The sequence below is a fragment of the Undibacterium sp. Rencai35W genome (assembly GCF_049340185.1).
GTDB lineage: Bacteria > Pseudomonadota > Gammaproteobacteria > Burkholderiales > Burkholderiaceae_D > Undibacterium.
The window spans coordinates 413,717-438,111 of sequence record NZ_JBMPPC010000001.1; the positions used below are offsets into that span (position 1 = coordinate 413,717).

22 protein-coding genes are annotated in these 24,395 nt (G+C 48.5%); 16 read left to right on the forward strand and 6 right to left on the reverse strand.

The window, feature by feature from the left end:
• Genes ACO0K3_RS01855 through motD form a run of 3 tightly spaced genes read left to right on the forward strand, consistent with a single transcriptional unit; the run spans position 1 to position 2,253 of the window.
• Entirely contained in the window at positions 1–732 is a 732-nt protein-coding gene (locus ACO0K3_RS01855) for an RNA polymerase sigma factor FliA (protein WP_422981345.1), read from the forward strand.
• Complete coding sequence (locus ACO0K3_RS01860; protein ID WP_422981347.1) at positions 714–1,454, forward strand: flagellar motor protein; 741 nt, start codon at positions 714–716, stop codon at positions 1,452–1,454. Before ACO0K3_RS01855 ends, ACO0K3_RS01860 begins: the two co-directional genes overlap by 19 nt.
• Before the next feature lie 7 nt (positions 1,455–1,461).
• Positions 1,462–2,253, forward strand: a complete 792-nt coding sequence (motD, locus tag ACO0K3_RS01865) for a flagellar motor protein MotD (RefSeq protein WP_422981349.1) — start codon at positions 1,462–1,464, stop codon at positions 2,251–2,253.
• Positions 2,254–2,281: 28 nt separating this feature from the next.
• Here motD and ACO0K3_RS01870 read toward each other — a convergent pair whose 3' ends face one another.
• From ACO0K3_RS01870 to flgA, 3 genes are all read right to left on the reverse strand, one after another.
• Positions 2,282–2,770, reverse strand: a complete 489-nt coding sequence (locus ACO0K3_RS01870; RefSeq protein WP_422981351.1) for a flagella synthesis protein FlgN — start codon at positions 2,768–2,770, stop codon at positions 2,282–2,284.
• Between the two features lie 2 nt (positions 2,771–2,772).
• The gene (gene flgM / locus ACO0K3_RS01875) at positions 2,773–3,081 is read right to left on the reverse strand and encodes a flagellar biosynthesis anti-sigma factor FlgM (protein WP_422956936.1); all 309 of its coding nucleotides are present in this window, start codon (positions 3,079–3,081) and stop codon (positions 2,773–2,775) included.
• Between the two features lie 113 nt (positions 3,082–3,194).
• A complete protein-coding gene (flgA, locus tag ACO0K3_RS01880) occupies positions 3,195–3,881 on the reverse strand; it encodes a flagellar basal body P-ring formation chaperone FlgA (RefSeq protein WP_422981353.1) in 687 nt (228 codons plus the stop codon).
• A gap of 182 nt (positions 3,882–4,063) precedes the next feature.
• On the opposite strand from flgA, the gene flgB reads away from it, so the two are divergent.
• The 11 genes from flgB (at position 4,064) to flgL (ending at position 14,725) form a co-directional block, all read left to right on the forward strand.
• Positions 4,064–4,468 carry a flagellar basal body rod protein FlgB gene (flgB, locus tag ACO0K3_RS01885; protein WP_422981355.1) on the forward strand — a complete coding sequence of 135 codons (405 nt, stop codon included), beginning with the start codon at positions 4,064–4,066 and terminating at the stop codon, positions 4,466–4,468.
• Positions 4,469–4,474: 6 nt separating this feature from the next.
• A complete protein-coding gene (flgC, locus tag ACO0K3_RS01890) occupies positions 4,475–4,879 on the forward strand; it encodes a flagellar basal body rod protein FlgC (RefSeq protein WP_422958463.1) in 405 nt (134 codons plus the stop codon).
• 29 nt (positions 4,880–4,908) lie between these two features.
• On the forward strand, positions 4,909–5,577 hold the full coding sequence (locus ACO0K3_RS01895) for a flagellar hook assembly protein FlgD (protein WP_422981357.1): 669 nt from the start codon (positions 4,909–4,911) through the stop codon (positions 5,575–5,577).
• A 43-nt stretch (positions 5,578–5,620) separates the two neighbouring features.
• Positions 5,621–6,931, forward strand: coding sequence for a flagellar hook protein FlgE (flgE, locus tag ACO0K3_RS01900; RefSeq protein WP_422981359.1), 1,311 nt, complete (start codon positions 5,621–5,623; stop codon positions 6,929–6,931).
• A gap of 64 nt (positions 6,932–6,995) precedes the next feature.
• Complete coding sequence (gene flgF / locus ACO0K3_RS01905; protein WP_422981361.1) at positions 6,996–7,736, forward strand: flagellar basal-body rod protein FlgF; 741 nt, start codon at positions 6,996–6,998, stop codon at positions 7,734–7,736.
• Positions 7,737–7,828: 92 nt separating this feature from the next.
• Positions 7,829–8,611: a flagellar basal-body rod protein FlgG gene (gene flgG, locus ACO0K3_RS01910; protein WP_422956930.1), complete on the forward strand. Its 783-nt coding sequence runs from the start codon at positions 7,829–7,831 to the stop codon at positions 8,609–8,611.
• Between the two features lie 7 nt (positions 8,612–8,618).
• A complete protein-coding gene (locus ACO0K3_RS01915; RefSeq protein ID WP_422981363.1) occupies positions 8,619–9,284 on the forward strand; it encodes a flagellar basal body L-ring protein FlgH in 666 nt (221 codons plus the stop codon).
• 31 nt (positions 9,285–9,315) lie between these two features.
• Positions 9,316–10,431, forward strand: a complete 1,116-nt coding sequence (locus ACO0K3_RS01920; RefSeq protein ID WP_422982091.1) for a flagellar basal body P-ring protein FlgI — start codon at positions 9,316–9,318, stop codon at positions 10,429–10,431.
• Between the two features lie 9 nt (positions 10,432–10,440).
• Positions 10,441–11,346 (forward strand): flagellar assembly peptidoglycan hydrolase FlgJ, encoded by a 906-nt coding sequence (flgJ, locus tag ACO0K3_RS01925; protein WP_422981365.1) that lies wholly within the window; start codon positions 10,441–10,443, stop codon positions 11,344–11,346.
• 190 nt (positions 11,347–11,536) lie between these two features.
• A complete protein-coding gene (flgK, locus tag ACO0K3_RS01930) occupies positions 11,537–13,498 on the forward strand; it encodes a flagellar hook-associated protein FlgK (RefSeq protein WP_422981367.1) in 1,962 nt (653 codons plus the stop codon).
• A 12-nt stretch (positions 13,499–13,510) separates the two neighbouring features.
• Positions 13,511–14,725 (forward strand): flagellar hook-associated protein FlgL, encoded by a 1,215-nt coding sequence (flgL, locus tag ACO0K3_RS01935; RefSeq protein ID WP_422981369.1) that lies wholly within the window; start codon positions 13,511–13,513, stop codon positions 14,723–14,725.
• Between the two features lie 24 nt (positions 14,726–14,749).
• Here the strand turns inward: flgL and ACO0K3_RS01940 are convergent, their stop codons facing one another.
• Positions 14,750–16,042 carry an amidase gene (locus ACO0K3_RS01940; RefSeq protein ID WP_422981371.1) on the reverse strand — a complete coding sequence of 431 codons (1,293 nt, stop codon included), beginning with the start codon at positions 16,040–16,042 and terminating at the stop codon, positions 14,750–14,752.
• Positions 16,043–16,318: 276 nt separating this feature from the next.
• Between ACO0K3_RS01940 and ACO0K3_RS01945 the strand changes: the two genes are divergently transcribed.
• Together ACO0K3_RS01945 and purL are read left to right on the forward strand one after the other, a co-directional pair.
• Entirely contained in the window at positions 16,319–18,022 is a 1,704-nt protein-coding gene (locus ACO0K3_RS01945) for a glycosyltransferase family 39 protein (protein WP_422981373.1), read from the forward strand.
• Between the two features lie 515 nt (positions 18,023–18,537).
• Entirely contained in the window at positions 18,538–22,545 is a 4,008-nt protein-coding gene (gene purL / locus ACO0K3_RS01950) for a phosphoribosylformylglycinamidine synthase (protein ID WP_422981375.1), read from the forward strand.
• Between the two features lie 237 nt (positions 22,546–22,782).
• Here purL and ACO0K3_RS01955 read toward each other — a convergent pair whose 3' ends face one another.
• Together ACO0K3_RS01955 and ACO0K3_RS01960 are read right to left on the reverse strand one after the other, a co-directional pair.
• A complete protein-coding gene (locus tag ACO0K3_RS01955; RefSeq protein ID WP_422981377.1) occupies positions 22,783–23,517 on the reverse strand; it encodes an ABC transporter ATP-binding protein in 735 nt (244 codons plus the stop codon).
• The gene (locus ACO0K3_RS01960) at positions 23,514–24,356 is read right to left on the reverse strand and encodes an ABC transporter permease (protein ID WP_422981379.1); all 843 of its coding nucleotides are present in this window, start codon (positions 24,354–24,356) and stop codon (positions 23,514–23,516) included. The genes ACO0K3_RS01955 and ACO0K3_RS01960 overlap by 4 nt, the downstream gene beginning before the upstream one ends.
• Positions 24,357–24,395: the final 39 nt, after the last annotated feature.

Genomic DNA, 24,395 nt, shown 5'->3' on the forward strand with positions numbered 1-24,395 from the left:
ATGTACACTGCCAGCGGAAAGTCAGACAAAAATTCTCTACTTACAGAGCATGCTCCTCTGGTAAAACGACTTGCCTATCAATTAAAGGCGCGCTTACCCCCCAGTGTCGAGGTGGATGATCTTGTTCAGGCCGGCATGATAGGTTTGCTCGACGCGGTCAACCGCTATGAAGATAATCATGGTGCTCAATTTGAGACTTATGCCGTACAGCGCATACGCGGCGCGATGCTTGACGAGTTGAGGAATAGTGACTGGTTGCCACGTGGAGTCCGTCAGAATATGCGTAAGATTGAGACGGCAATGAACACGCTTCAACAAAAGTTAGGCAGACCTCCGCTAGAAACGGAAGTTGCCAAACAATTGAAGTTAAGCCTGGCTGAATATCAGGATGTTTTGAGTGAAAGTGGTGGACACCAATTGGTCTACTATGAAGACTTTCATGACGCCGATACCAAAGAACATTTTCTGGATCATTATTGTACCGATCAGTCGGGTGATCCTCTGCAGGATTTGTTGCATGGAGATTTTCGTGATGCGGTTATCTTTGCAATTGACAGCCTTCCCGAGAGAGAGAAGCTCTTAATGGGGCTGTACTACGAACAAGAATTGAATTTAAAAGAAATCGGCGCGGTAATGGGGGTATCTGAATCGCGGGTTTCCCAACTACACAGCCAGGCAGTAGCTCGATTAAGAGCATCTTTAAGGGAGAAAGCGTGGACTGGGCTAGCATAATTGGGCTTGTATTAGTTATCACCGGAATTTTCTCTGGGCAGCTCATCGAGGGCGGACGCCTGTCATCATTAGTGCAGCCCGCCGCATTCGTGATTGTCGTCATTGGCACAATTGGGGCAGTGCTGTTGCAGAGCCGGATGCCTACGTTTATCCGTGGCGTCAAAATGTTGAAATGGATCGTATCCATGCCAATCGACACGAGTAAAAAAACGATACAAGAGGCGCTGATCTGGAGCGTTGTTGCTCGCCGCGAGGGGTTTCTTAGCTTAGAGCGTTATATGGGGGCAAGTAAAGATCCTTTCATCAGCAAAGGTTTGCGCTTAGTCATCGATGGAATTGATCCTGTTCGTTTAAAAGAAATCTTGGATGTTGATATTTCTTTATATGAAATTGAACAGCGTCAGGCTGTCAAAATATGGGATGCCGCTGGGGGTTACTCTCCAACTATCGGTATTCTGGGGGCAGTTCTTGGTCTGATCCATGTGATGGAAAATCTGTCCGATCCGAGTAAATTAGGTAGCGGGATTGCAGTCGCTTTTGTCGCAACGATCTACGGTGTAGGACTAGCCAACTTATTTTTTCTGCCGGTCAGTAATAAGTTAAAGGAAATCATTAGCAGTGAAGTAACGCGACGTGAAATGTTATCGGATATTTTTTACAGCATTGCCTTGGGTGATAGTCCCCGGGTCGTGGAAGAGCGCCTTGCCAACCACAAAAAATAAGCCCGCCATGGCCAGGAAAAAATATCATGATGAGAGTGATAATCATGATCGCTGGCTGGTGTCGTATGCTGATTTTATTACCTTGCTATTCGCTTTTTTTGTTGTGATGTATGCGATATCTTCTTTGAATGAAGGCAAATATCGTGTCTTATCTAATTCGCTCACAGGTGCATTTGGTCAGGCGATGGTGATGCATTCTGCCAACAGTGATGTAGAGCCTGCAATCAAACTTGATCCTATTCGTCCCGTTAAGCAAAAAAATCTCGAAACTTTGCACAAAGAACGTGAGCAGATGACGGGTATGGCGCGTGATATTTTGAGTGTCCTTGAGCCTTTGGTGCGCGAAGGTAAGGTGAGTGTCAGTCAGACCAGCCGCGGTATTACGATTGAGATCAACGCGAGTGTTTTGTTCGCGCCGGGTGAGGCGAAATTGAACCTTGATTCATATCAGGCGTTAAAAGCGATAGCGTCGGTGCTCAAGGCAGATAATCATGCAATTCAGGTTGAGGGGCATACTGATAATTTACCAATTAAGAATTCCAGTTTTCCGTCTAATTGGGAATTATCTGCTGTTCGTGCAAGCACGGTAGTGCGTTTATTTACTGAAAATGGCGTCGATGAAAACAGAATGACCGCTATCGGTCAGGGGCCAAAATTACCTGTAGGATCGAATGTTACTGTCGAGGGAAGAGCAAGGAACCGGCGGGTGACAGTTACTATCCTGGCTATTTTGCCGGAACCTGTTATTGATGTACCCTTGGCGAATTCAGCTAGTGCAGTAAATGCCGAAAAGAAATAAATATTTCGTTCGGACTATCAGTGGGTTGTTAGCCGATAACCAGGCCGCGTCCTGTAATGTTTTGTATTTTAGCCTGTCCATTTGGGCCATACATCGCACCTGCCGGATTGCTCTGCTGGAGAACATTGAGTGCGCCTTGATTGCGCATTAGCTGACGGTTGATCAGGATACCGTTGGTGCGATTAATTTCTTTTGCTTTTTCAGCGATTGCCAGAAGCTGAGTCCAGTTATCTGCAATCGTTGTTTCAGCAGGTGCTTGCGCCAGGAACGCATTGATTCCGTTCAAGTCACTTGAGAACCCCATTTCTTCAAGATGCGTGCTGCGAATTTTTTCCAATTCTGCAACTTGGGCAATACATTGACCCTTGCGCTTAGTGAATTCATTCAGGTCATTGACATGGCCTTCAATCAACGCAGCTTGCTCTAATTTCAATATCTCAGTCAGTGATGTCATTGCTGACAATTCATTCTGCAGAGATTGATTCAATTGAGGCAATTTTGCGCTGACGAGATTCATGATTATCGTTTTCTTGCGTTTAATAAATCTTTGACGGTTTCTAATAAGCCATCTGCGACTTTTTCCGAATTGACCTGGAAGCGTCCCTCAGAAATGGCCAGCTTAATTTCTTCTACCTTCTTTGCCTCAAATACAGCGCTACTTGCTTGTGTGTTCTGTAGGGCCTGTAGTTGCGTCGACAAAGGCGAAATCTGTACCTTCGCAGAGGGCGTCGACGACACTTCTGTTTTCTCTGCCTGCTGGTCGGTGCGAACCTGTTGCGGCCCCGCTGGCAGTCCAGTGGTACTCTTTAGTGCATCATTAATTTTCACAGCATCACCCTCTATGTTGGGATTTTTATACATCTACATTATGTATATCGGCTGCGATATTTTAAACTTTAACTTCATTTGCGGAAATATTGTGCTGCTGAGAAATTACCTGATTAATAAGTGATCTCAATAACGCCGCCTGCTTTCGCAATTCCGCTAACGACCTGTCCTGATAAAATTTTAACTTTGGCAACTTGTCCCTCGCTAGCATTGTTTAAAGCCTGCCCATCAGTTGCTACCTGAAATCCCTTGCCAGTACTGGTGACGCGAACCGACTGTCCTTGTTGAACGACCATCGGACTCTTTAGACTATCGCTCTTTATTACGGTACCCGACGTGACAGACACGTTAAATGACTTGCCTATTGCCTGATTCGGATTGGTGATGGTTCCGGATGGCAGATTCGATAGTTCCCCGGTCACTTTCATTAAATCATTGGCTGTGATTGTTTGTCCTTGGACTATGTTGCCTGAAGTAACATAATAGTCGCCTGATACTTTGATACTGGCAGACAAGTACACGACCCATGCTACAGGGCTGCTGCAGCGCACACCCATCGTAATTTTGCCCCATGGTTTGCTACCTGGAGGTAAGAATGGTTCAATATTTGTGCATGTAGCCAGATTAAGGCGATTGTCGACAGCACCTACAGTAATCTGTGGCTCACCACTGAATCCCGCACTTTGCTTCCTCAAAAAATCCTCAGCTGCTTGTCGAATCCGCTGCGGATCCTCCGGCTGTGCAAAAGCTACGGCCGGCATCAACTGACATAGTAACAATAAAACAATTAGCTTTTTCATCGGAACTCAACTGAAAACGTGTCATTGGAGTGTAGTCAATTTCTCCCTTAGCTAATCGGGGAATAGAAGGCTTTTTCCTGTTCTTCTCAAATGATTGTTCTTGCTTTTGCAGAGATAAGATGCAAAACATCAAAAACCGTTTTGGTTACCGTAGATGTTGTGGAGCAGGTGAGGGAGGGGTGATGAGTAGCAAAGTCGATGATTATTTGCGATTCCATGAGGCTGTATTGTCCATCAGAGGACAGCGCCAGCAGATGATCGCCTCCAATATTGCCAATGCAGATACACCGAATTATAAAGCGCATGATATTGATTTTTCTACCGCGATGAATAACGTCTTGCAAAGAAATGCTGGTCAGGCGCCATCTGAACTCGCAAAAACAGCTCCCCAGCATCTCGACACGCAAGGAGCCGTTGGCGGTAGTCCGCAACTTTACCGGACAACGGTCCAGGGAAATATTGATGGTAATACTGTCGATATGGATGTGGAGCGTAATCAATTTACAGACAACGCGTTGCGATACGAGGCGAGTTTGACGATTCTTAATATGCAGATACGCAATATGCTGTCGGCGATTCAGGGGTAATAGATTATGTCTCTTTTCAATATTTTTAATGTAGCTGGTTCTGCAATGAGCGCACAAGCGCAACGGCTTAATGTTGTGTCGAGCAATCTGGCTAATGCGGATAGTGTCACTAGCTCAAATGGTCAGCCATACAAAGCAAAGCAAGTTGTTTTCAGCGCGGTGCCTGTTGCTGATTCCGTCTCTACGGCGGTAAGGGTAAAAGAGGTTGTGGAAGACAATAACCCGCCTAAACTGATGTACGACCCTAAGCATCCGCTGGCGGACGAAAAGGGCTATGTGGCGATGCCAAACGTCAATGTCGTTGAAGAGATGGTGAATATGATCTCCGCATCCCGTTCTTATCAAACCAATGTCGAAACGATGAACGCTGCAAAGACCATGCTGTTAAAAACGCTCACGCTGGGTCAATGATCTTCGTTAGAAGTTAAAGGAAAATTGAAATGACTACCGTACAGACTAATACCGTTGACCCAAGCTTGCTGACCACGATGAATGGCGGTACTGCCGCAAAATCGAGCACGCAGGAGGCGCAAGATCGCTTTATGACCCTGCTGGTAACGCAGATGAAAAATCAGGATCCCCTAAATCCTATGGATAACGCTCAGGTGACGAGTCAGTTAGCGCAATTGTCCACAGTAACGGGAATTGATAAGTTGAATGCTACCGTGACGTCCCTGAATGCCAATTTCCTGTCAGCTCAAAATTTGCAAGCAGCCAATATGATTGGTCACGGTGTGGTTGCCGCAGGAAATAAATTAGGTCTTTCTCAAAGTAAGGGTGTCTATGGCGTTGAGCTTGCTCAAGGTGCAGACAAAGTTGATGTCACGATTAAAGATGCGTCTGGTGCCGTGGTGAAAAAACTGAGTCTTGGTGCAATGGAAAGTGGTATCAACGCGTTGACATGGGATGGTACGAATGATCAAGGTGGCGTCGCCGCTGATGGACAGTATCAGATTGAGGTCAGCGCTAGCGTTGCAGGTAAGGCGATTGATGCCACCGCATTAAGTTTTGGGATGGTTTCCAGTGTTACGTCGAATGCGCAAGGGGTTAAGTTGAATGTAGCAAATGTTGGCGATATCGGTCTGGCCGACGTGAAAAAAATCTACTAATTCGCGAGCAAGCTAATTAATTTCCAGTAAAAGGAGAAATATCATGGGTTTTCAACAAGGTTTAAGTGGCTTGAATGCAGCATCCAAATCATTGGACGTGATTGGTAATAATATTTCCAATGCGAGTACCGTGGGTTTTAAGCAGGCACAAGTGCAGTTTGCCGACGTATTTGCGAATTCATTAAATGGTGCTGGCGGAGCTCAGGTTGGTATTGGTACCCGTGTCGCAAACATCGCACAGCAATTTTCGCAGGGCAATATCACATCAACTAATAATCCACTGGATATCGCGATTAACGGTAACGGTTTTTTTCGGATGTCGACTAACGGCGCCGTTACCTACACAAGGAATGGCCAGTTTCAGTTAGATAAAAACGGTTATATGGTGAATGCGCAGGGCGCGCAATTAACTGGTTACGTTGCCAATGCCAGTGGTGTGCTGGCTACCGGTGCAGCAACAGCCATCAATATCAACACTTCTGACATCGCACCTGCGCAGACAGCTGCTGTCAATGCTGTATTAAATCTGGATTCCAGAAATACCGTGCCGGGTGGCGCTACGCCAATCGCTTTTTCTGCTACCGATCCTACATCCTACAATAAGGCAACTTCGGTTGCAGTTTTCGACAGCCTTGGCAACTCACACGTACTGCAAACATTCTTCGTAAAAATCGACCCGGCTGTGACGCCTCCTACTGCGCCATCGACGTCTGAATGGAATGTGTTTGCAACGAGTGACGGTGTACCGATCGGATATGTACCACCTGCGGCAGCCGTACCTCTCGGTAAATTAGGGTTCGATAATCTTGGCAAACTGGTAGCGGCAACGCCGGCATTTGCTGTCACGGATCCTAAGGCATTGAAAGTCACAATCCCGGTCACGACCGGCGCTGTTACGCCGATTTCGACCCCGTTAAGTATCAAACTGGATATGACTGGCAGTACGCAATTTGGCTCTGATTTTAGTGTCAGTTCGTTAAAACAAGACGGCTACACTTCAGGGAAATTATCAAAATTTAATACTGCAAAAGATGGCACGATTGTTGGTAGCTATACCAATGGTAAAACAGCCGTACTAGGTCAAGTCGTATTGGCAAATTTCACTAATCCAAATGGTTTGCAATCATTAGGTGACAACCAGTGGACAGAGACAGCCACTTCCGGTCCGGCATTGGTTGGAGATGCAGGGGCTGGTGGACTGGGGCTATTAACATCATCGGCAGTCGAGGACTCCAATACCGATCTGACGGGTGAGCTGGTCAATATGATTACGGCGCAACGTGTTTATCAGGCCAATGCCCAGACGATTAAAACGCAAGATCAGGTACTGCAAACGCTGGTCAACTTGCGTTAATTCTAGTCCGGTATTGCATGTGCGCAGTATTTCTTAGTGCTTAGTTATTTAACAGGGGTTGGCAATGGATCGGTTGATCTACACAGCGATGACAGGTGCAAAACATGTGCTGGAGCAGCAGGCAACGACAGCACATAACCTGGCTAATGCGACTACAACAGGATTTCGTGCGCAGCTCGACTCTTTTCGTGCCGTTCCCGTTATCAGTGATGGTCTTCCGACCAGAACCTATGTCGTTGACGCAACGGTAGGGACGGATTATTCCACCGGGTCCTTGCAAATGACCGGACGAGAATTAGATGTTGCCGTGCAGGGTAAGGGATGGCTGGTTGTACAGCGAGAAGATGGCAGTGAAGCGTTAACACGTCATGGCAGTTTAAAACTCAATGAAAACGGTGTTTTGCAAACGCAGGCCGGGCTCAATGTGGTAGGCGATGGCGGCATCATCACCATTCCACCTGAGGTCTCGGTCGCGATTGCTAAAGACGGTACAGTCTCCACAATCCCGACTGGTAGCAAGCCGAACGGCGTACAAGTTATCGGCAGGTTAAAACTGGTCAATCCTCCTGAAGAAAATCTAGTACGTGGTGATGACGGGCTCTTTAAAACCAAGGATGGTAGTGCCGTAGACGCAGATCCCGCCGTGGGTGTGGCAGGTGGCATGCTTGAAGGCAGTAATGTTAACGTCGTTGAGTCAATGGTGACGATGATTACTCAGGCTCGTCAGTTTGATATGCATATGAAATTGCTACAAAACGCCGAGAGTAACGCAACAAAAGCCAGTCAGATCTTGTCATTGAGTTGAGTTTGAATACGACACAATATTGATAAACAGGTAGATGTGAAAATTGTAAGCGTTATAGAAATTGCGCATTCGTTAGATCAGGGAGAAATGACATGATACGTTCACTGTGGATAGCAAAAACAGGTCTGGATGCGCAGCAAACGCAAATGGATGTAATTACCAATAATCTGGCCAACGTCAGTACAACGGGTTTTAAACGCTCCAGAGCGATATTTGAAGATTTGCTTTATCAAACAATTCGTCAGCCTGGTGCGCAAAGCTCCCAGCAGACGCAACTGCCATCGGGCTTGCAGCTTGGTGTCGGCGTACGTCCTGTCGCTACCGAGAAAATATTCACGCAAGGTAATCTCCAGCAAACCGGAAATAGCAAAGACCTCGCGATTCAAGGGCAAGGATTTTTTCAGGTCTTGCTGCCAGATGGTTCGACTGCATATACCAGGGACGGTTCTTTTCAGGTAGATAGTCAAGGCCAGATGGTGACGTCAAGTGGATTTGTCATTCAACCCGCTATTTCGATTCCGGCGAATGCACAAACGATTACGGTTGGTCGTGACGGCACAGTATCTGTTACCCAGCCGGGTTCGGCCGCGCCTGTACAGGTAGGGTCAATTCAACTGGCTACCTTCATTAATCCGGCCGGACTGATGTCGATGGGTGAGAACTTGTATGTAGAGACAGCGGCTTCAGGCAATCCTGGCACTAATACCCCCGGCACGAATGGTGCCGGTCTGTTGAGTCAAGCTTTTATTGAAACGTCGAACGTGAATGTAGCTGAAGAACTGGTCAATATGATACAGACCCAGCGTGCATATGAGATCAACAGTAAAGCAATCACCACCGCAGACCAAATGCTGCAAAAATTAGCGCAACTGTGAGGTTAGTATGAAATCCGGTTTTTTCTCAATGTTGATTGGCGTCTTGATGGTGACAGGTTGTGCTGTTGTACCGCCGGCGATTGTGCATCAGCCGATGAGCGTATCCCCTGCGTCAGCGAAGCCGCAAAAAGAACTGAATGGTGCAATCTATCAATCAGCTTCTTATCGCCCTCTGTTTGAAGACCAGAAGGCGCGATTGTTAGGGGACATCCTGACGATCACAATCAGTGAAAAAACCAGTGCCGGTAAAACCGTCGCAAGCTCTGCCAATAAAAGTGGCAGCACGAGTTTTAATGTGCCTTCATTTTTAGGATTGTCTTCTGCCGTCACCAGCAATGCAGGCCTGTCATCAACATCGGCCAATAAATTTGATGAGAGTGGTGCTCAGACAGCCAGTAATAATTTCACAGGAACGATCTCGGTGACGGTGATTGATGTTCTGCCAAACGGCAATTTGCTGGTGAGTGGAGAGAAGCAGCTTGCCTTTGATAAAGGTGCAGAATATGTACGGTTCTCCGGCATCGTCAATCCAACAACGATTACCGCTGCGAATGTTGTTCCTTCGACGCAGGTTGCCGATGCACGTTTTGAATATCGCTCAACCGCAAGAATCGACAGAGCAGAAGCAAATTCCTTGCTGACCAGGTTCTTCCTGAGTTTTATCCCGTTATGATGATTGATGAGTATTGGCAGGTGAGACCATGATGAAATTACATAGGATTAAATTTTGCCTGACCATTCTGTGCCTGCTGACTGTAATGACGTCACAAGTTTGTGACGCCGAGCGCCTCAAAGATATCGCAGGTATTCAAGGCGTTCGTCAAAATCAGTTGCTGGGTTATGGTCTCGTGGTGGGCCTGGATGGAAGCGGCGATCAGACAACGCAGACACCATTTACTGTTCAAAGCATTATCAGCATGATGCAGCAACTTGGTGTCAGTATTCCCGTGGGCACAAGTTTGCAATTAAAAAATGTGGCGGCGGTAATGGTGACCGCATCGTTGCCTCCTTTTGCACAACCTGGACAGACGCTAGATATCACGGTGTCTTCGATAGGCAATGCAAAAAGCTTGCGAGGCGGGACCTTATTGATGACGCCGCTAAAAGGCGCTGACAATCAGATCTACGCCATGGCACAAGGTAATGTCCTGGTGGGTGGTGTCGGCGCTGCATCGGGCGGGAGCAAGGTGCAGGTGAATCATTTGAGTGTCGGGCGCATTTCCTCAGGCGCAACCGTAGAAAAAGCCGTTGCTTCTTTATTAGGACAAGATGGGGTTATTCATCTTGAACTGAATACCTCGGATTTTTCCACCGCAGCCAAGGTTGTTGATGCAATCAACAAAAAATTTGGTGCAGGAACTGCCGCCGCCATGGATGGTCGCGTGATACAAGTACGTTCTCCGCTGGGCAGCGATCAGCGCGTTGCTTTTTTAGGGAACTTGGAAAGTATCGACGTTACACCTGCACAAATTGCTGCCAAAGTGATTCTGAATGCGAGAACAGGTTCCATCGTCATGAATCAAGCAGTTACTCTGGATACCTGTGCAATCGCTCATGGTAATTTATCTGTCGTCATCAATAACGATACGACAGTTAGCCAGCCGAACGCATTGTCTGGAGGGCAGACCGCTGTCACGCAAAAATCTGATATCAGTATTACTAAAGACGCAGGTCAGTTAGTGACTTTAAAAGCCGGTACAAATTTGAGTGATGTTGTAAAGGCACTTAACGCGATTGGTGCGACCCCACAAGATTTACTCGCTATTTTGCAGGCAATGAAAGCGTCTGGCGCCATGCGTGCTGAGCTTGAAATCATCTAGGGATTCCCCATGATAGGACGCACTGATCTCACGGACAAACTGGCTTTTGATTCTAAAAGCCTGGATGGACTTAAGCAATCCTCAAAGGACAATTCTCCCGAGGCGCTCAAAGCGGCGGCCAAACAATTCGAAGCCTTGTTTATGAATATGATGCTGAAATCGATGCGTCAGGCGGGCGGTCAGGATGGGCCATTTGATAACGAGCAAAGCAAGATGTACACATCGATGCTGGATCAGCAGCTGTCACAGAACATGGCAAATCGCGGTATGGGCTTGGCTGATGCGCTGGTTAGGCAGTTGTCGAGTAATCAGGTCAATCAGGTGTTACAGAGTGATAGTGCCAGTCAATCCGGGTTATCAACGCAAAGTAGTGTTCGTGGAATCGAATCTTATCTGGATAGTATGAAACTGGGACAGCAAGCTGTTGCACAAGGAAAAACATCCGGTAGCAACGCAACGCATGTCAAAGAGTTTCAACAGAAGTTAGCCGCTCACGCTGAGCAGGCCAGTGCTGAAACTGGCATCCCCGCTAAATTCATGTTGGGACAGGCTGCGCTTGAGAGTGGCTGGGGTAAAAAAGAGATCAAGTCTGTTGACGGTACCCCTAGCCACAATATTTTCGGCATGAAGGCGACGAGCCAATGGAAAGGCAAGACGGTCGATGCTGTCACCACTGAGTACGTGAATGGTGTCGCTTACCGTAAGCTTGAGAAATTCAAAGCTTACGACTCCTACGGCGAAGCTTTTAAAGACTACGCAAAGCTTTTGACAAAAAATCCTCGCTATGAAAATGTGATCGCCAATGCTAAAGATGCGACTAGCTTTGCCTACGGCCTGCAAAAAGCCGGCTACGCAACTGACCCTCAATATGCGAACAAACTGTCTAAGATTATTAATCAGACTTTATCTACCTGAGCAAAACAGACTTTAATGACTGCCAACGGATATTGCTGGTTGTTCTAGTAAGGGCATGAGAAATGACCAGGTTTACCAGTTGTTTTGCAAAATAGTCTTTATAGCAACTGATTAAAGTTTTGCTGAATTTCTCCGAAAACAAGACTGACACCGCTCAAAAGAGCAGCAACCACACTTAGCAGGATCAATCATGGGTTCAAATATTTTAGGCATTGGACAAAGCGCATTAGCTGCTGCGCAATTGGGCATTGCCACTACCGGACACAATATTGCGAATGCCTCCACGGTTGGTTACAACCGGCAAGTGTTGTTTCAAAGTGCGGCCGCACCGCAAAATCTCGGTGGTAATTTTGTTGGGCAGGGGACGCAAGTCAATCAAATTGCTCGCGTGTATAACGAATTCCTTGCGCAGCAAGTGAATAATTCGCAATCCAGCAGCAATCAAATCAGTACATATTATTCACAAATTTCCCAGATTAATAATCTGGTTGCAGACTCATCCGCCGGCGTATCTCCTGCCTTGCAGGACTTCTTTAAATCGGTACAGAATCTGGCGACCAGTCCGAATGGAACAGCCGGATCCGCAGCCAGACAGTCTGCCTTATCGTCAGCTCAAGCGCTGGTCTCGCGTTTTACTGGTTTGCAAAACCGTATTACTGAAATCCGCAGCGGAGTAAATAGTGAAATACAGACTACGGTCGGTACGATCAATAGCTATGCCACCCAAATATCTGAGCTCAATGACACGATAGAAAAGGCACAAAGCGTTTCTAATGGTGCTGGGCCAAACGATTTACTGGATCAGCGCGATCAGCTGGTCACAGACCTGAGCAAGTTGACCAAGGTCTCAGTTATTCAGCAGGGATCTAAGTACAATATTTATATTGGTAGCGGTCAGCCACTTGTCGTTGGCGATACCGTAAATAGTTTGTCTGCCACGCCCTCGCTTACCGATCCTTCTCGTCTGGATGTTGCTTATGTTGCGAACGGTAAATCAGTCTTGTTGTCTGAAAGTAGTCTGCCCGGCGGTAAATTGGGTGGATTATTCGATTTCAGAAGCAATACCTTAGATGTCGCACAAAACTCACTTGGTCGTGTCGCGACTACTCTCGCGACGACTTTTAATGACCAACATAAATTAGGGCAAGACCTGAATGGTCAGTTGGGTGGTAATTTTTTCAATGTAGCGACTCCAGTCAGTACTCCTAGTAGCCTGAATACGAGCACTGCCGGTATCAATGCAACGATTACCAACGCCAGTGCTTTGACTACCAGTGATTATCGTCTGCAATTTGACGGTACGAATTATAAAATCACCCGTTTGTCGGATGGCGCTGCGCAGACTTCTGCTACCTTGCCGCTGGTGATTGATGGCGTCACATTTCAGCTGACTCCTCCGCCAGCTGCGGCAGTGCCAGCCGCCGGAGATGAATTTTTGATTCAGCCTACCGTCAACGGTGCTGGCGGCCTGAGTGTGGCGATCTCTGACATTACAAAAATAGCGGCGGCTGGACCCGCAACTACGGCTGCGCCCAGCACAAATACCGGATCCGGTAAGATTAGTGCAGGCACAGTCGATTCGACGTATACCTTGGCTAGCCTCGCAACTCCGGTCAAATTATCATATACCGGCGGCGCATTTACGGGATTCCCTGTCGGCTCAAACGTTACCGTAACAAATAACGGTGTCACGACATCTTATTCACCTTATGTTGCCAACACGCCAGTTGCTTACACAAGCGGTGCGACGATCAGTTTTAGCGGAGTAAGTTTTAGCGTTACCGGAACACCGCAAAATGGTGATACGTTCACAGTTACCCAAAATACGAGTGGTACAGGTGATAGCAGAAATGCGGTTTCTCTTGCTGCTTTGCAAACTGCGAATACCGTCGCTGGCGGTACAACCAGTTATCAAGGCGCTTACGCCCAATTCGTTAGTCTGGTCGGGAACAAGACACATGAACTTGAGGTGACGAGCGCATCCGAGACCAAGTTGTTAGCGCAGTCTGTACAGGCACAGCAGTCAGAGTCCGGCGTCAACCTTGATGAAGAGGCTGCAAATTTATTGCGTTACCAGCAAGCCTATCAGGCTGCAGGAAAGCTCATGCAAATAGCGAGTCAATTGTTTGACGTCCTGCTGTCTATTAAGTAGTAAGGAATAATCATGCGTATCAGTACCAGCACTATTTATGAAACTGGCGGCACCAGAATCAGTGATTTGCAATCTAGTTTGAATAAAACACAGCAGCAGATTTCTGCCGGAACCCGTATCTTGACGCCGTCAGATGATCCTGTGGGTGCAGCCAGGGCTTTGGTATTGCAGCAGTCAAGCGCAATTAATGATCAATATGCGGTCAATCGTCAGAATGCTAAAAATAGTCTGAGCACGGCAGAGACGTCATTGCAAAGCGTTACAACGACGCTGCACAATGTAAAAACTCTGATCATTAATGCAGGTAACGGTGTTCTGTCTGATGTCGATAGAGGGTATATCGCGACTGAATTGCAAGGTAATCTGGATGACCTGTTGACTTATGCTAATGCGACCGATGGCACCGGGAATTATTTGTTTGCGGGATTTTCAAACACGACAGCGCCTTATACAAAAACGGCAGGCGGTGCAGCCTATAGCGGTGACCAGGGACAGCGCTATTTGCAAGTGGATACATCAAGACAGTTAGCCGTCAGCGATATTGGGCCAGCAATATTTGGCAATATTAAAACATCTAATGGTCAGTTCAATGTTGTCGCTAACCCATCAAATGCCGGACAGTTAGTTGCTACTGCAGTAATTGATCCCGCAACTGCGAATGCATTGACAGGGAATAATTACGAAGTTGTCTTTGATAATACCGCTGCCAATTTTACTATCGTCAATAAAACCACGAATACAACAGTTGTTCCGTCTACACCATATGTCAGTCCTCAATCGGTGACTTTTGATGGCATCACAACTACTCTGACCAATACACCTGGAGCACCTGGGCCCGGAGATAAATTTTCTATCCAGCCTGGTAATCAAAATATTTTTGAGACCTTGACAGATTTAATCAATATCTTAAAAACGCCTGCCAATACCTCTGCCGCCAGACTGGATCTCACTGCAGGCTTGACGCAGGCTAACAATAATCTCGACAAATCATTGTCCAATGTTTTGACGTCCAGAGCTACGCTTGGCACCAGCTTAAAAGAAATTGATGATCTTAACAGCGCCGGAGACAGCGTTGGCCTAGTATATAAACAAGCTATTTCTGAGATTAGTGATCTTGACTATGCAAAAGCAATTACTGAATTGAACCAGCAGCAAGTCACTCTGCAGGCGGCTCAGCAATCTTTTGTCAAAACCTCGGCGTTATCGTTGTTTAATTACATTAACTAATTCTTGTCGGCGATCAGAGACAACCTACATTCTTCTGATCGCTGATAAAGCACTCTCTACTACTCTGGCAATCGCCAGAATCCGCGCGTCAGTTCCAGCAGCTCCCGCAATACTTAAACCCACAGGTAAACTTCCCGTTTCATGGCAGGGGATTGATATGGCGCAACCATCCAGAATATTGATTGACGCGGTGTTCCTCAATAACAGACCGTTAGCGTGAAAGAAGGCGTCATCCGATGCGATTAATGGGGCAATCTCAGGTGCAACGATAGGCACGGTTGGCATCAAAATCGCATCGAACGGGGCTAGCAGCGCTCCCATACGGGTAATCCACTCTGCGCGTGCAGTATGCATATCGATATAATCAGCAGCGGATACATGCGCTCCAAGCTGGATGCGTTGGGCAACCCGTGGATCGTATTCTTCAAAATTTTCTGCTAACAAGTGTCTGTGCCAGGAATACGCCTCAGGTGCAGAAAACATCGCCATCGACCGATACTCAGCCAGCAACTGCATCGGTGTTTCAATAATGGAGGCACCCGCAGCCGACAAGCAGGTCAATGCTTTACTGAAGGCACTTGATACATGCTGATCCATATCCTCCAGAAACAGGGTTTGCGGTACTGCTAGACGCAAACTTTTTAGTGGCAATGCTGTGATGGAGAGCAAGTTTTCAGCGATGATACTGTCCATCGTGATGCAATCATCGACGGTATGTGCCAACGCACAAATCGTATCTAAGGTGAAGGACAGTGGCACCGTGCCTGCTTTGGAAACCCGGGACGCGGTTGGTTTAAAACCGGTTAATCCGCAAAGAGCGGCGGGGATACGGATAGAGCCACCGGTATCTGAGCCGATCGCTGCGACACATAAACCAGTTGCGACGGATACCGCCGCACCGGATGACGAACCGCCGGGTATTCTGGCTATTGCTGTGTCAGCAGGGTTCGGTGCAGTGCCATAATGCGGATTAATGCCAACGCCGGAATAGGCAAATTCCGTCATATTCGTTTTGCCTATGATCGCAGCACCTGCCTGCCGGAGTCGCGTAACCACGGGGGCATCTTGTTTTGCTGGCTGCGTCTGACGTAGCACAGTAGACCCTGCCAGGGTCGGTTCTCCTGCGACATCAAGCAAGTCTTTGATCGATATGGGTAAGCCTGCAATCGGTGACAGTGGAGTCATCTTTTGCGCACGCAGCGTATCCGCATAAGTTGCTGCAGCGATCGCCGATTCCGGATAAAGTCGGGTGAAAATTGACTGGCTCTGTTTCGCTACTTCAAGACTTGCCTCGACATAAGCTAGACGTGATTGCAAGATTGGCGAGTTTATTGATTTGGAATTAGGGAGCTTCATGCGAAAATAAGAACCTTGCTGGAGAGATAAAAATAGTTTGCTTAGTTTATTTGATTTAGCTGCATCACAACGTGATTTAAATGCAGCGCGTATAGCATGCCGTTGTCTTTTGTTGTTGCCTTTCGTTCTCAGGTCACCAGGCTGAGCACCAAACGAAGCTTTTAAATCGCTGAACTTAATTAAACACGTAACTTAATGTAATACGCCACTTCAACACACACTTAACCACGTCACTGAATGCAGCAATCCCGACCGACACCATCCCAGCAATCCGATCAAGACGCTACAGTTTTGTGCATCCCTCTATGGTTGGTCTGGATCGTGGCGCTGATCTTTACCGGTGCGGGTTTAGGTAGTTACGCCATTCTGGATAATAACGAGGGTCTTTACGCCGAGATATCGCGGGAAATGCTGCAATCTGGCGACTGGCGGCAATGGGTTATTCCTCACCTGAACGGTCTGGTGTACATGGAAAAGCCGCCGTTGTTGTATTGGCTGACGGCCTTATCCTTTGGCATATTCGGAGAATCCGAATGGGCAGCCAGGTTCATTCCGGCCTTATCCTCTTTATCTTGTGTGGGCTTGATGCTCTGGTTCGGCGGACGCTTACAACGCGTGCAGACGGCACGGCTGGCGGCGGTGATGTTTGTCTCGGGCCTTGGCGTAACGGCCATGTCGCGAACCCTGATGTTCGACATGTTGCTAACAGCATTGCTGACCGCGTCTCTGATGTGGATGTATTTTTTTGTGGTGCTGAAAGAGCAGCGTGCGCTTTGCTACTCGTATGCATTTCTGGCGCTGGCTGTGTTGGCAAAAGGCTTTGTTGCCGGAGTTTTATTTTGTGCGGTAACAGGGAGTTTTGTCCTGACTCAGTCATCAACAATCAGGCAATTTTTGAGTAACTTGTGGCAATTCTGGGATAAAAAAGCAATCAGCGTATTTTTGCTCATCGCCTTGCCCTGGCATATTGTCGCCAGTTTGACTGAGCCGATTTTTGCCTGGTTTTATTTCATTAATGAGCATGTATTACGGTTTCTTGGCAAGCGTGAGCCGCACGACTACTACGCCGGAGCATGGTGGTATTACCTGCCAAGAATGGTGATTTACCTGTTTCCGTGGTCATTCTTATTGCTAGGTGCTTTTTTTGCCAAAAGAGTTAACAGAGCGTCCCGTCCTTTGCAATGGTTCCTGAGCTTTGCCTGGATCATGCCCGTATTATTTTTTTCCAGCTCTAGCGCCAAGGCTAATTATTATCTGGTCGCCGTCATGCCGCTTGCCAGTTTGCAACTGGCGATTTGGCTTGAGGACAGACAATATGGTGGCAGGTGGGGGCGGATGTTCACGGGCCTGGGTTTGTCAGCACTGTTTGCTGTGCTGGCCTGGTTTGTCTCCACTCATCCGCAGGAGAAATTGCAAAGCTTGCAGATTGTGGGTATCGGGGCGCAGTTGTTCCTCTGTTATGCACTATGGTGCCTGACTGCACTTGCCGTGATGGCGACGTTGCTGTCCTGGCGTATGCCAAAAATTGGCGTGCTGGCCTATCTGCCATTGCCAATAATGACCTTGTTTATTCTGCTGAATGTGTTGCATGTCTCGGCGGAATGGAGTTCCACCCGGCCGATTGCTGATGTGTTGAAGCAAGAACATGCAGCTCAAAAAATCATGTTATTTCAAGTGTTTGAAGATCAGTCGTCCCTGACTTTTTACCTGAAAAAACCTGTGTATGTGGTTGAAAGCCGCAGCAATGATTTGTTTTGGGGTGACAAACTGCATAATAACGATATCGTACTCAGCGCTTCGGAGTTGGATGTCCTGGTCGCCGCGGAGCCCATCGCCATCGTTGTGATGAATCGTGACATTCCGCTTTTTAGGAAAAAAAGCTATGCAGCGTCCATGAAGCTGGTCAGACAGTTTGCGAATGCGAGTATTTTTGTCAATTAACTTGCTGTGAGCCGATTGATCCTCCCCCCTTAGTCTGATTGAGACTGATCGCTGTTGTTTGGCAAGTTATCTATTCTTCACGACTTGCTAAAAACGACAATTGTTAAGCATCCGTCAAAGGAAACACGCAGGCTGGATGCGGCTTTCAAAGACATTTCGTGCCAGCAGCCGCATTCCGCTTACGGATTGATTTTTGGGAATATATAAAACTTTTAACCGATATTTCGTTGAGCCACTTACTCCCTCTACTCCCGTCTTTCCTATACGTCTCCCGGGTCTCGATATCTTTGTGGTGAGCAGTCTTGGATTTTAGGTAAGTCCCATTCTTTTATCTTCTGTTAAATCTTTTCTTATCTTTTTTTATCACCTGTTTTTGCTTTAGATTGCCAGCGAAGTCCGCTTCTGGCTGGAGTGTGCGCGGGCATCAAGGTATAATCTCGCTTTCCGTTCCAACCTGTGATGTCGCCGCTGTCATTTCTGAACTCCGGGCGCGTTGCTTCAACTACTCTCTCGCCATGTTGATATTGCCAGGCTCTAATGCCTTGTCTGCTTTTCGTACCCAAGGTCTATTATGCAAATTGCAAGCTGCTGACCCGCATATTGTCGGTATTAGCGGTCGCTTTACCCATTTTGTTGATGCGGCACACAGTTTGTCGGATGACGATGCTGCCCGGCTCAATGCGATGCTGACTTACGGCGACGCCTTTACTGGCAAGGAAGAGGGCGATAGTTTCGTTGTTATCCCGCGCTTCGGCACGATCTCTCCGTGGGCCAGCAAGGCAACTGACATCGCACATAATTGCGGCATGCAGCACATCAAGCGGATTGAGCGTGGCATCCGTTACACGGTGCAAGTTAAATCAGGTTTGCTCGGCGGCGCAAAAAAATTAGCCGAGGAATCACGTCAGGCAGTTGCTGCTTTACTTCATGATCGCATGACAGAAATGGTACTGGCAGATGTGCAGGAAGCCAGCGCATTATTCTCCGAACTCGATGCGAAACCTCTGGCGTCCGTTGATGTCCTTGGCGGTGGTAAGCAAGCTCTGTTGCAGGCAAATAGTGAATTAGGTCTCGCCTTGTCCGGTGATGAGATTGATTATCTGGTTGACGCCTTTGTCGCTGCCGGTCGTAACCCGACTGACGTCGAATTAATGATGTTTGCGCAAGCCAATAGCGAACACTGCCGTCATAAAATCTTTAATGCTGACTGGACAATTGATGGCGTCGCACAGGATATTTCTCTGTTCGGCATGATCAAGAATACGCACTTGCTGCAACCGAAGGGCACCATCGTTGCCTATAGCGATAATTCGTCGATCATGGAGGGAGCAACCGTTACGCGCTTCTATCCTAACGGTGCTGCGAACGGTAATGAATATACCTCTACAACAGAACTCACTCACACCTTGATGAAGGTAGAGACGCATAATCATCCGACTGCGATTTCTCCGTTCCCTGGTGCGTCGACAGGTGCTGGCGGTGAGATCCGTGATGAAGGAGCGACGGGCCGTGGTGCCAAACCAAAAGCTGGACTGACGGGTTTTACGGTATCCAACCTGATGTTGCCAGGCGCCGTGCAGCCCTGGGAAAACGCCAGCGACACGATTGCCAACACGATTGCAAGTCAGTCTTCAGCGCAAGCTTATGGCAAGCCCGACCGTATCGCTTCGGCATTACAAATCATGATTGACGGCCCTTTAGGCGGTGCTGCGTTCAATAATGAATTCGGCCGGCCGAATCTGGGTGGTTATTTCCGTACCTTTGAACAAAATGTGGGCGGCACTGTGTACGGCTATCACAAGCCCATCATGATCGCTGGCGGTATCGGCAATATCTCCGATAAACACACCAAAAAAGACGATCTGCCGGTTGGTAGTCTGTTGATACAGCTAGGTGGTCCTGGCATGCGTATCGGCATGGGCGGCAGCGCAGCCTCATCAATGGCGACGGGTACTAACACCGCCGATCTGGATTTTGATTCTGTTCAGCGTGGCAATCCTGAGATGGAACGTCGTGCTCAGGAGGTGATTAATTCCTGCTGGCAGTTGGGCGACGACAATCCGATTTTGTCGATTCATGACGTTGGTGCCGGTGGTTTATCCAATGCCTTCCCGGAAATCACCAATGATGCCAAGCGTGGCGCGATCTTTGATTTGCGTAAAATACATCTTGAAGAAAGCGGCATGGCGCCGAAAGAGATCTGGAGTAACGAGTCGCAAGAGCGTTATGTGTTGGGTATCGCACCGGACAGCCTGGCTTTGTTCCAGTATTTTTGCGAGCGCGAGCGTTGTCCGTTTGCCGTCGTCGGTACAGCAACTGAAGAGCGTCAGCTCAAGGTAATCGACCCTGAACAGGGTAATACGCCGGTTGATATGCCGATGAACGTACTCTTGGGCAAGCCGCCTAAGATGCATCGTGATGTCACACATGTCACGCACACTTTTCCTGCAATTGATCTGACCGGCATGGACTTGCAAGAGGTCGCGCAACGTATTCTGAGCTTGCCTACGGTTGCGGATAAATCCTTCCTGATCACCATCGGTGACCGTACTGTCGGTGCGACATCGGTACGTGACCAGATGGTCGGCCCGTGGCAAGTGCCGGTCGCCGATTGCGCCGTGACCACCATGAGTCTTGAAGGTTACCTCGGTGAAGCCATGTCCATGGGTGAACGTACACCGTTGGCCGTAATCAATGCTGCGGCATCTGGCCGTATGGCGATTGGTGAATCGATCACAAATATCGCTGCAGCACCGATCAACGATATTTCTGATATCAAGTTGTCCGCTAACTGGATGGCCGCTTGCGGTCAGCCTGGTCAGGATGCCGCACTGTTCGATACAGTCAAGGCCATCGGCATGGAGCTGTGCCCCGCGCTCGGCATCAGCATTCCTGTCGGCAAAGACTCTTTGTCCATGCGCACCACATGGAAAGACGAGGGCGAATCTAAATCCGTCACGTCACCGGTGTCACTGATTATTTCTGCGTTTGCACCTGTATTCGATGTACGTAAGTCCCTGACGCCGCAATTGCGCCTGGACGCTGGCGACACCAGCCTGATCCTGATCGATTTGGGACGCGGCAAAAATCGTCTGGGTGCATCCTGCTTTGCTCAAGTCATGCAAAAACTTGGCGATCAGACGCCGGATGTGGATAGCGCCGATGATTTGAAAGCCTTCTTTGCGGCGATTCAGCAACTGAATCGTGAAGATCATTTGCTGGCGTATCACGACCGTTCCGATGGCGGTTTGTATGCGACCTTATGTGAAATGGCGTTCGCTGGTCGCACAGGTTTGTCGATCAATCTCGACATCCTGACGATGGATGAGGCGGCGGATTGGGGCGATGCGAAGAACTGGGCCGGACAGGTTGCTGAACGTCGTAATGACCTGACTTTGCGTGCTTTATTTAGCGAAGAATTGGGTGCAGTGATTCAGGTTCGTACTGAGCAACGCACTGCGGTCATGGATGTATTACGCGCACACAATCTCGGTGCTTGCAGCCATATCATCGGTAAGGTGAATACTAGCAATGTGATTGAATTCACCCGTGACGCTAAACAAATCTATAGCCAGCCACGAACGGTATTGCATCAGTTGTGGAGTAAAACTAGCTGGCAAATCGCTCGTCTGCGCGACAATCCTGCCTGTGCTGACGCGGAATATGCGCGCATTCTTGACCTGAACGATCCAGGTATGACGCCTGCACTCACTTTTGATCCGCAACAAGATATCGCCGCACCTTTCATCAACACTGGTGTGCGTCCTAAGGTCGCGATCTTGCGTGAGCAGGGCGTGAATTCGCATATTGAGACGGCGTATGTTATGCATAAATCCGGCTTCACCGCGGTGGACGTGCATATGAGCGATCTGATCGCCGGTCGCGCCCGTCTGGCCGATTTTAAAGGTCTGATTGCGGTCGGTGGCTTCTCGTACGGCGACGTGCTCGGTGCTGGCGAGGGATGGGCGAAAACGATTTTGTTCAATGCGATGATGGCCGAACAGTTCTCCGACTTTTTCCATCGTACAGATACGTTTGGGTTAGGTATCTGTAATGGTTGCCAGATGATGAGTAATCTGAAATCGATTATTCCGGGCGCTCAAGCCTGGCCGAAATTCACCAAGAACAAATCGGAACAATTTGAAGGCCGTTTTGCCATGGTTGAAGTACAAGAGTCGGCATCGATTTTCTTCCAGGGAATGGCCGGTACGCAGACGCCGATCGCGGTTGCTCATGGCGAAGGGTTTGCTGATTTCTCTATCACGGGCGATATCACTGCAGCGCAGGTTGCCATGCGCTTCGTGAACAACGCTGGCGTTGCCACCGAAGCCTATCCATACAATCCGAACGGTTCGCCGCAAGGTATTACGTCGGTCACCAATGCTGATGGCCGCTTCACTGTCATGATGCCGCATGCAGAGCGTGTATTCCGCTCTGTACTGCATTCATGGCACCCGGAAGGCTGGGGTGAGGATTCGCCGTGGATGCGTATGTTCCGTAATGCACGTCAATGGGTTGCCTGATGCGGAGATCATTTGCTGCTTACTGAGCGCTACTTTGAATGAAAAATGCCACAGATATCTGTGGCATTTTTTATGGAACTTCAGCAATCATGCGCTTGTATGAAATGCATATACTCCCCCTATAGTTAATGGAAATAGATCGATTTCCGCAATATTTACCTAGTGATTGAAAATATACTTAGTAGGAGTATGTAATTTTTCCTTTGAGTTCACCTGAATCACCAAGGCCATTGACCTTTAAAAAGTATGTGCCGCGTGCAGACATTCCAGGATTTCTGCTTTCACCGGTGATAGCGTCGCCTCTGCTCGGTTGCGCGGCCATGGCAAGGAGAGTGCAAATGTTGCACGTACCGGTCCGGCGCGATGATCGAGCAGCACAATTCTGTCACTCAGATAGAGAGCCTCATCAATATCATGCGTGACCATGACGACGGTTAACGCGTGTTCCTTCGCGATCCTTACCAGCAAGTCCTGTAGCTTCATTCTCGTGAATGCATCAACCGCTGAAAATGGTTCATCCAGTAACAACAGGCGAGGGCGGCTGAACAGGCCGCGGGCAATGGCGACCCGTTGCGCCTGTCCGCCTGACAATTGCTTTGGTAAGGCCTTGCCATAGCTGCCGAGGCCAACTTCCTTTAGCAATTGCTGAACTGCTGCTTCATGATCGCCTGATTGAGTGAAATCAAAGGCGATATTTTCAGCGACACTGAGCCAAGGAAATAAACGTGGCTCCTGAAATATGAAACCAATCTCCTTGCTGGTGCCTGTGATGTCCTTGCCAGCAAGCTGAATTTTGCCTTGATAGTGCGGATCCAGACCCGCGATGATGGAGAGCAAAGTGCTCTTGCCGCAACCACTGGCACCGATCAGGCTGACAATCTCGCCTTGCCTCACATCGAGTCGCAGACGCTGCAATATCTGATCCTCGCCATATCGCTTTTCATCAATCCGTACGCTCAAGAACGCACTCATGCGGGCTGACTTTCTGATGTAAAGTTGTCACGCCAGGCCAGCAGGTGTCGTTCTAGCAATTGCATGCCCCAGTCACTGACTTTGCCCAACACCGCTAACAAGACAATCGCAGCCAGCACAATATCGGCGCGACTGGTCTCGCGTCCGTCGGTTAATAAATATCCCAATCCCCGACTGGCAGCGATCAGTTCTGCTGCGACCATAAACATCCACGCTAGGCTCAAACCATTCCGTAGTCCCGTGATGATTGCCGGTAACGCCGCTGGAAGAAGAATCCGGCGCGCTAAGGCAAACGGCGTGAGCCGATATAGCCTGCCCACTTCAACCAATCGCCGATCGACGCCACGAATACCCGATACCACGCCCATATACACGGGAAAGAAAGTGCCAATGGCAATCAATACCAGTTTGGGCGCCTCATCAATACCCAGCCATAACAGCAGCAGCGGTACCCAAGCCAACGACGGGATCGCGCGTAATGCCTGAAAACTCGGATCCAGCAGAGCGTCCAGCCGCTGGCTTAGCGCGACCAGCACACCGATCATTATTGCCAGACCAGCGCCAAAGATAAAACCTGCAGCGACTCGTGCACTGCTCATCGCGATGTGATTTAGCAGACCATGTTCACCGAGAAAGGACAAGGTTTTCACAATCTCTGACGGTGGGGGCAGCTGGTGCGCAGGGATCAGGCCGGTGCGTACACCGATTTCGGCAAAGGCGATTAACGCAAGCGGTAGCAGCATTCCGGTGACGACGCGTGGAATGCCCTTCGCCGCTTTGACCGGGCGATTGAATGCGTCCAGTTTTTTGGGCTGAATAGTAATGCTGGGTGAGTTCATAGTTGTTGAGTGTGCTGGATACGTGTCATGGCGTATTTA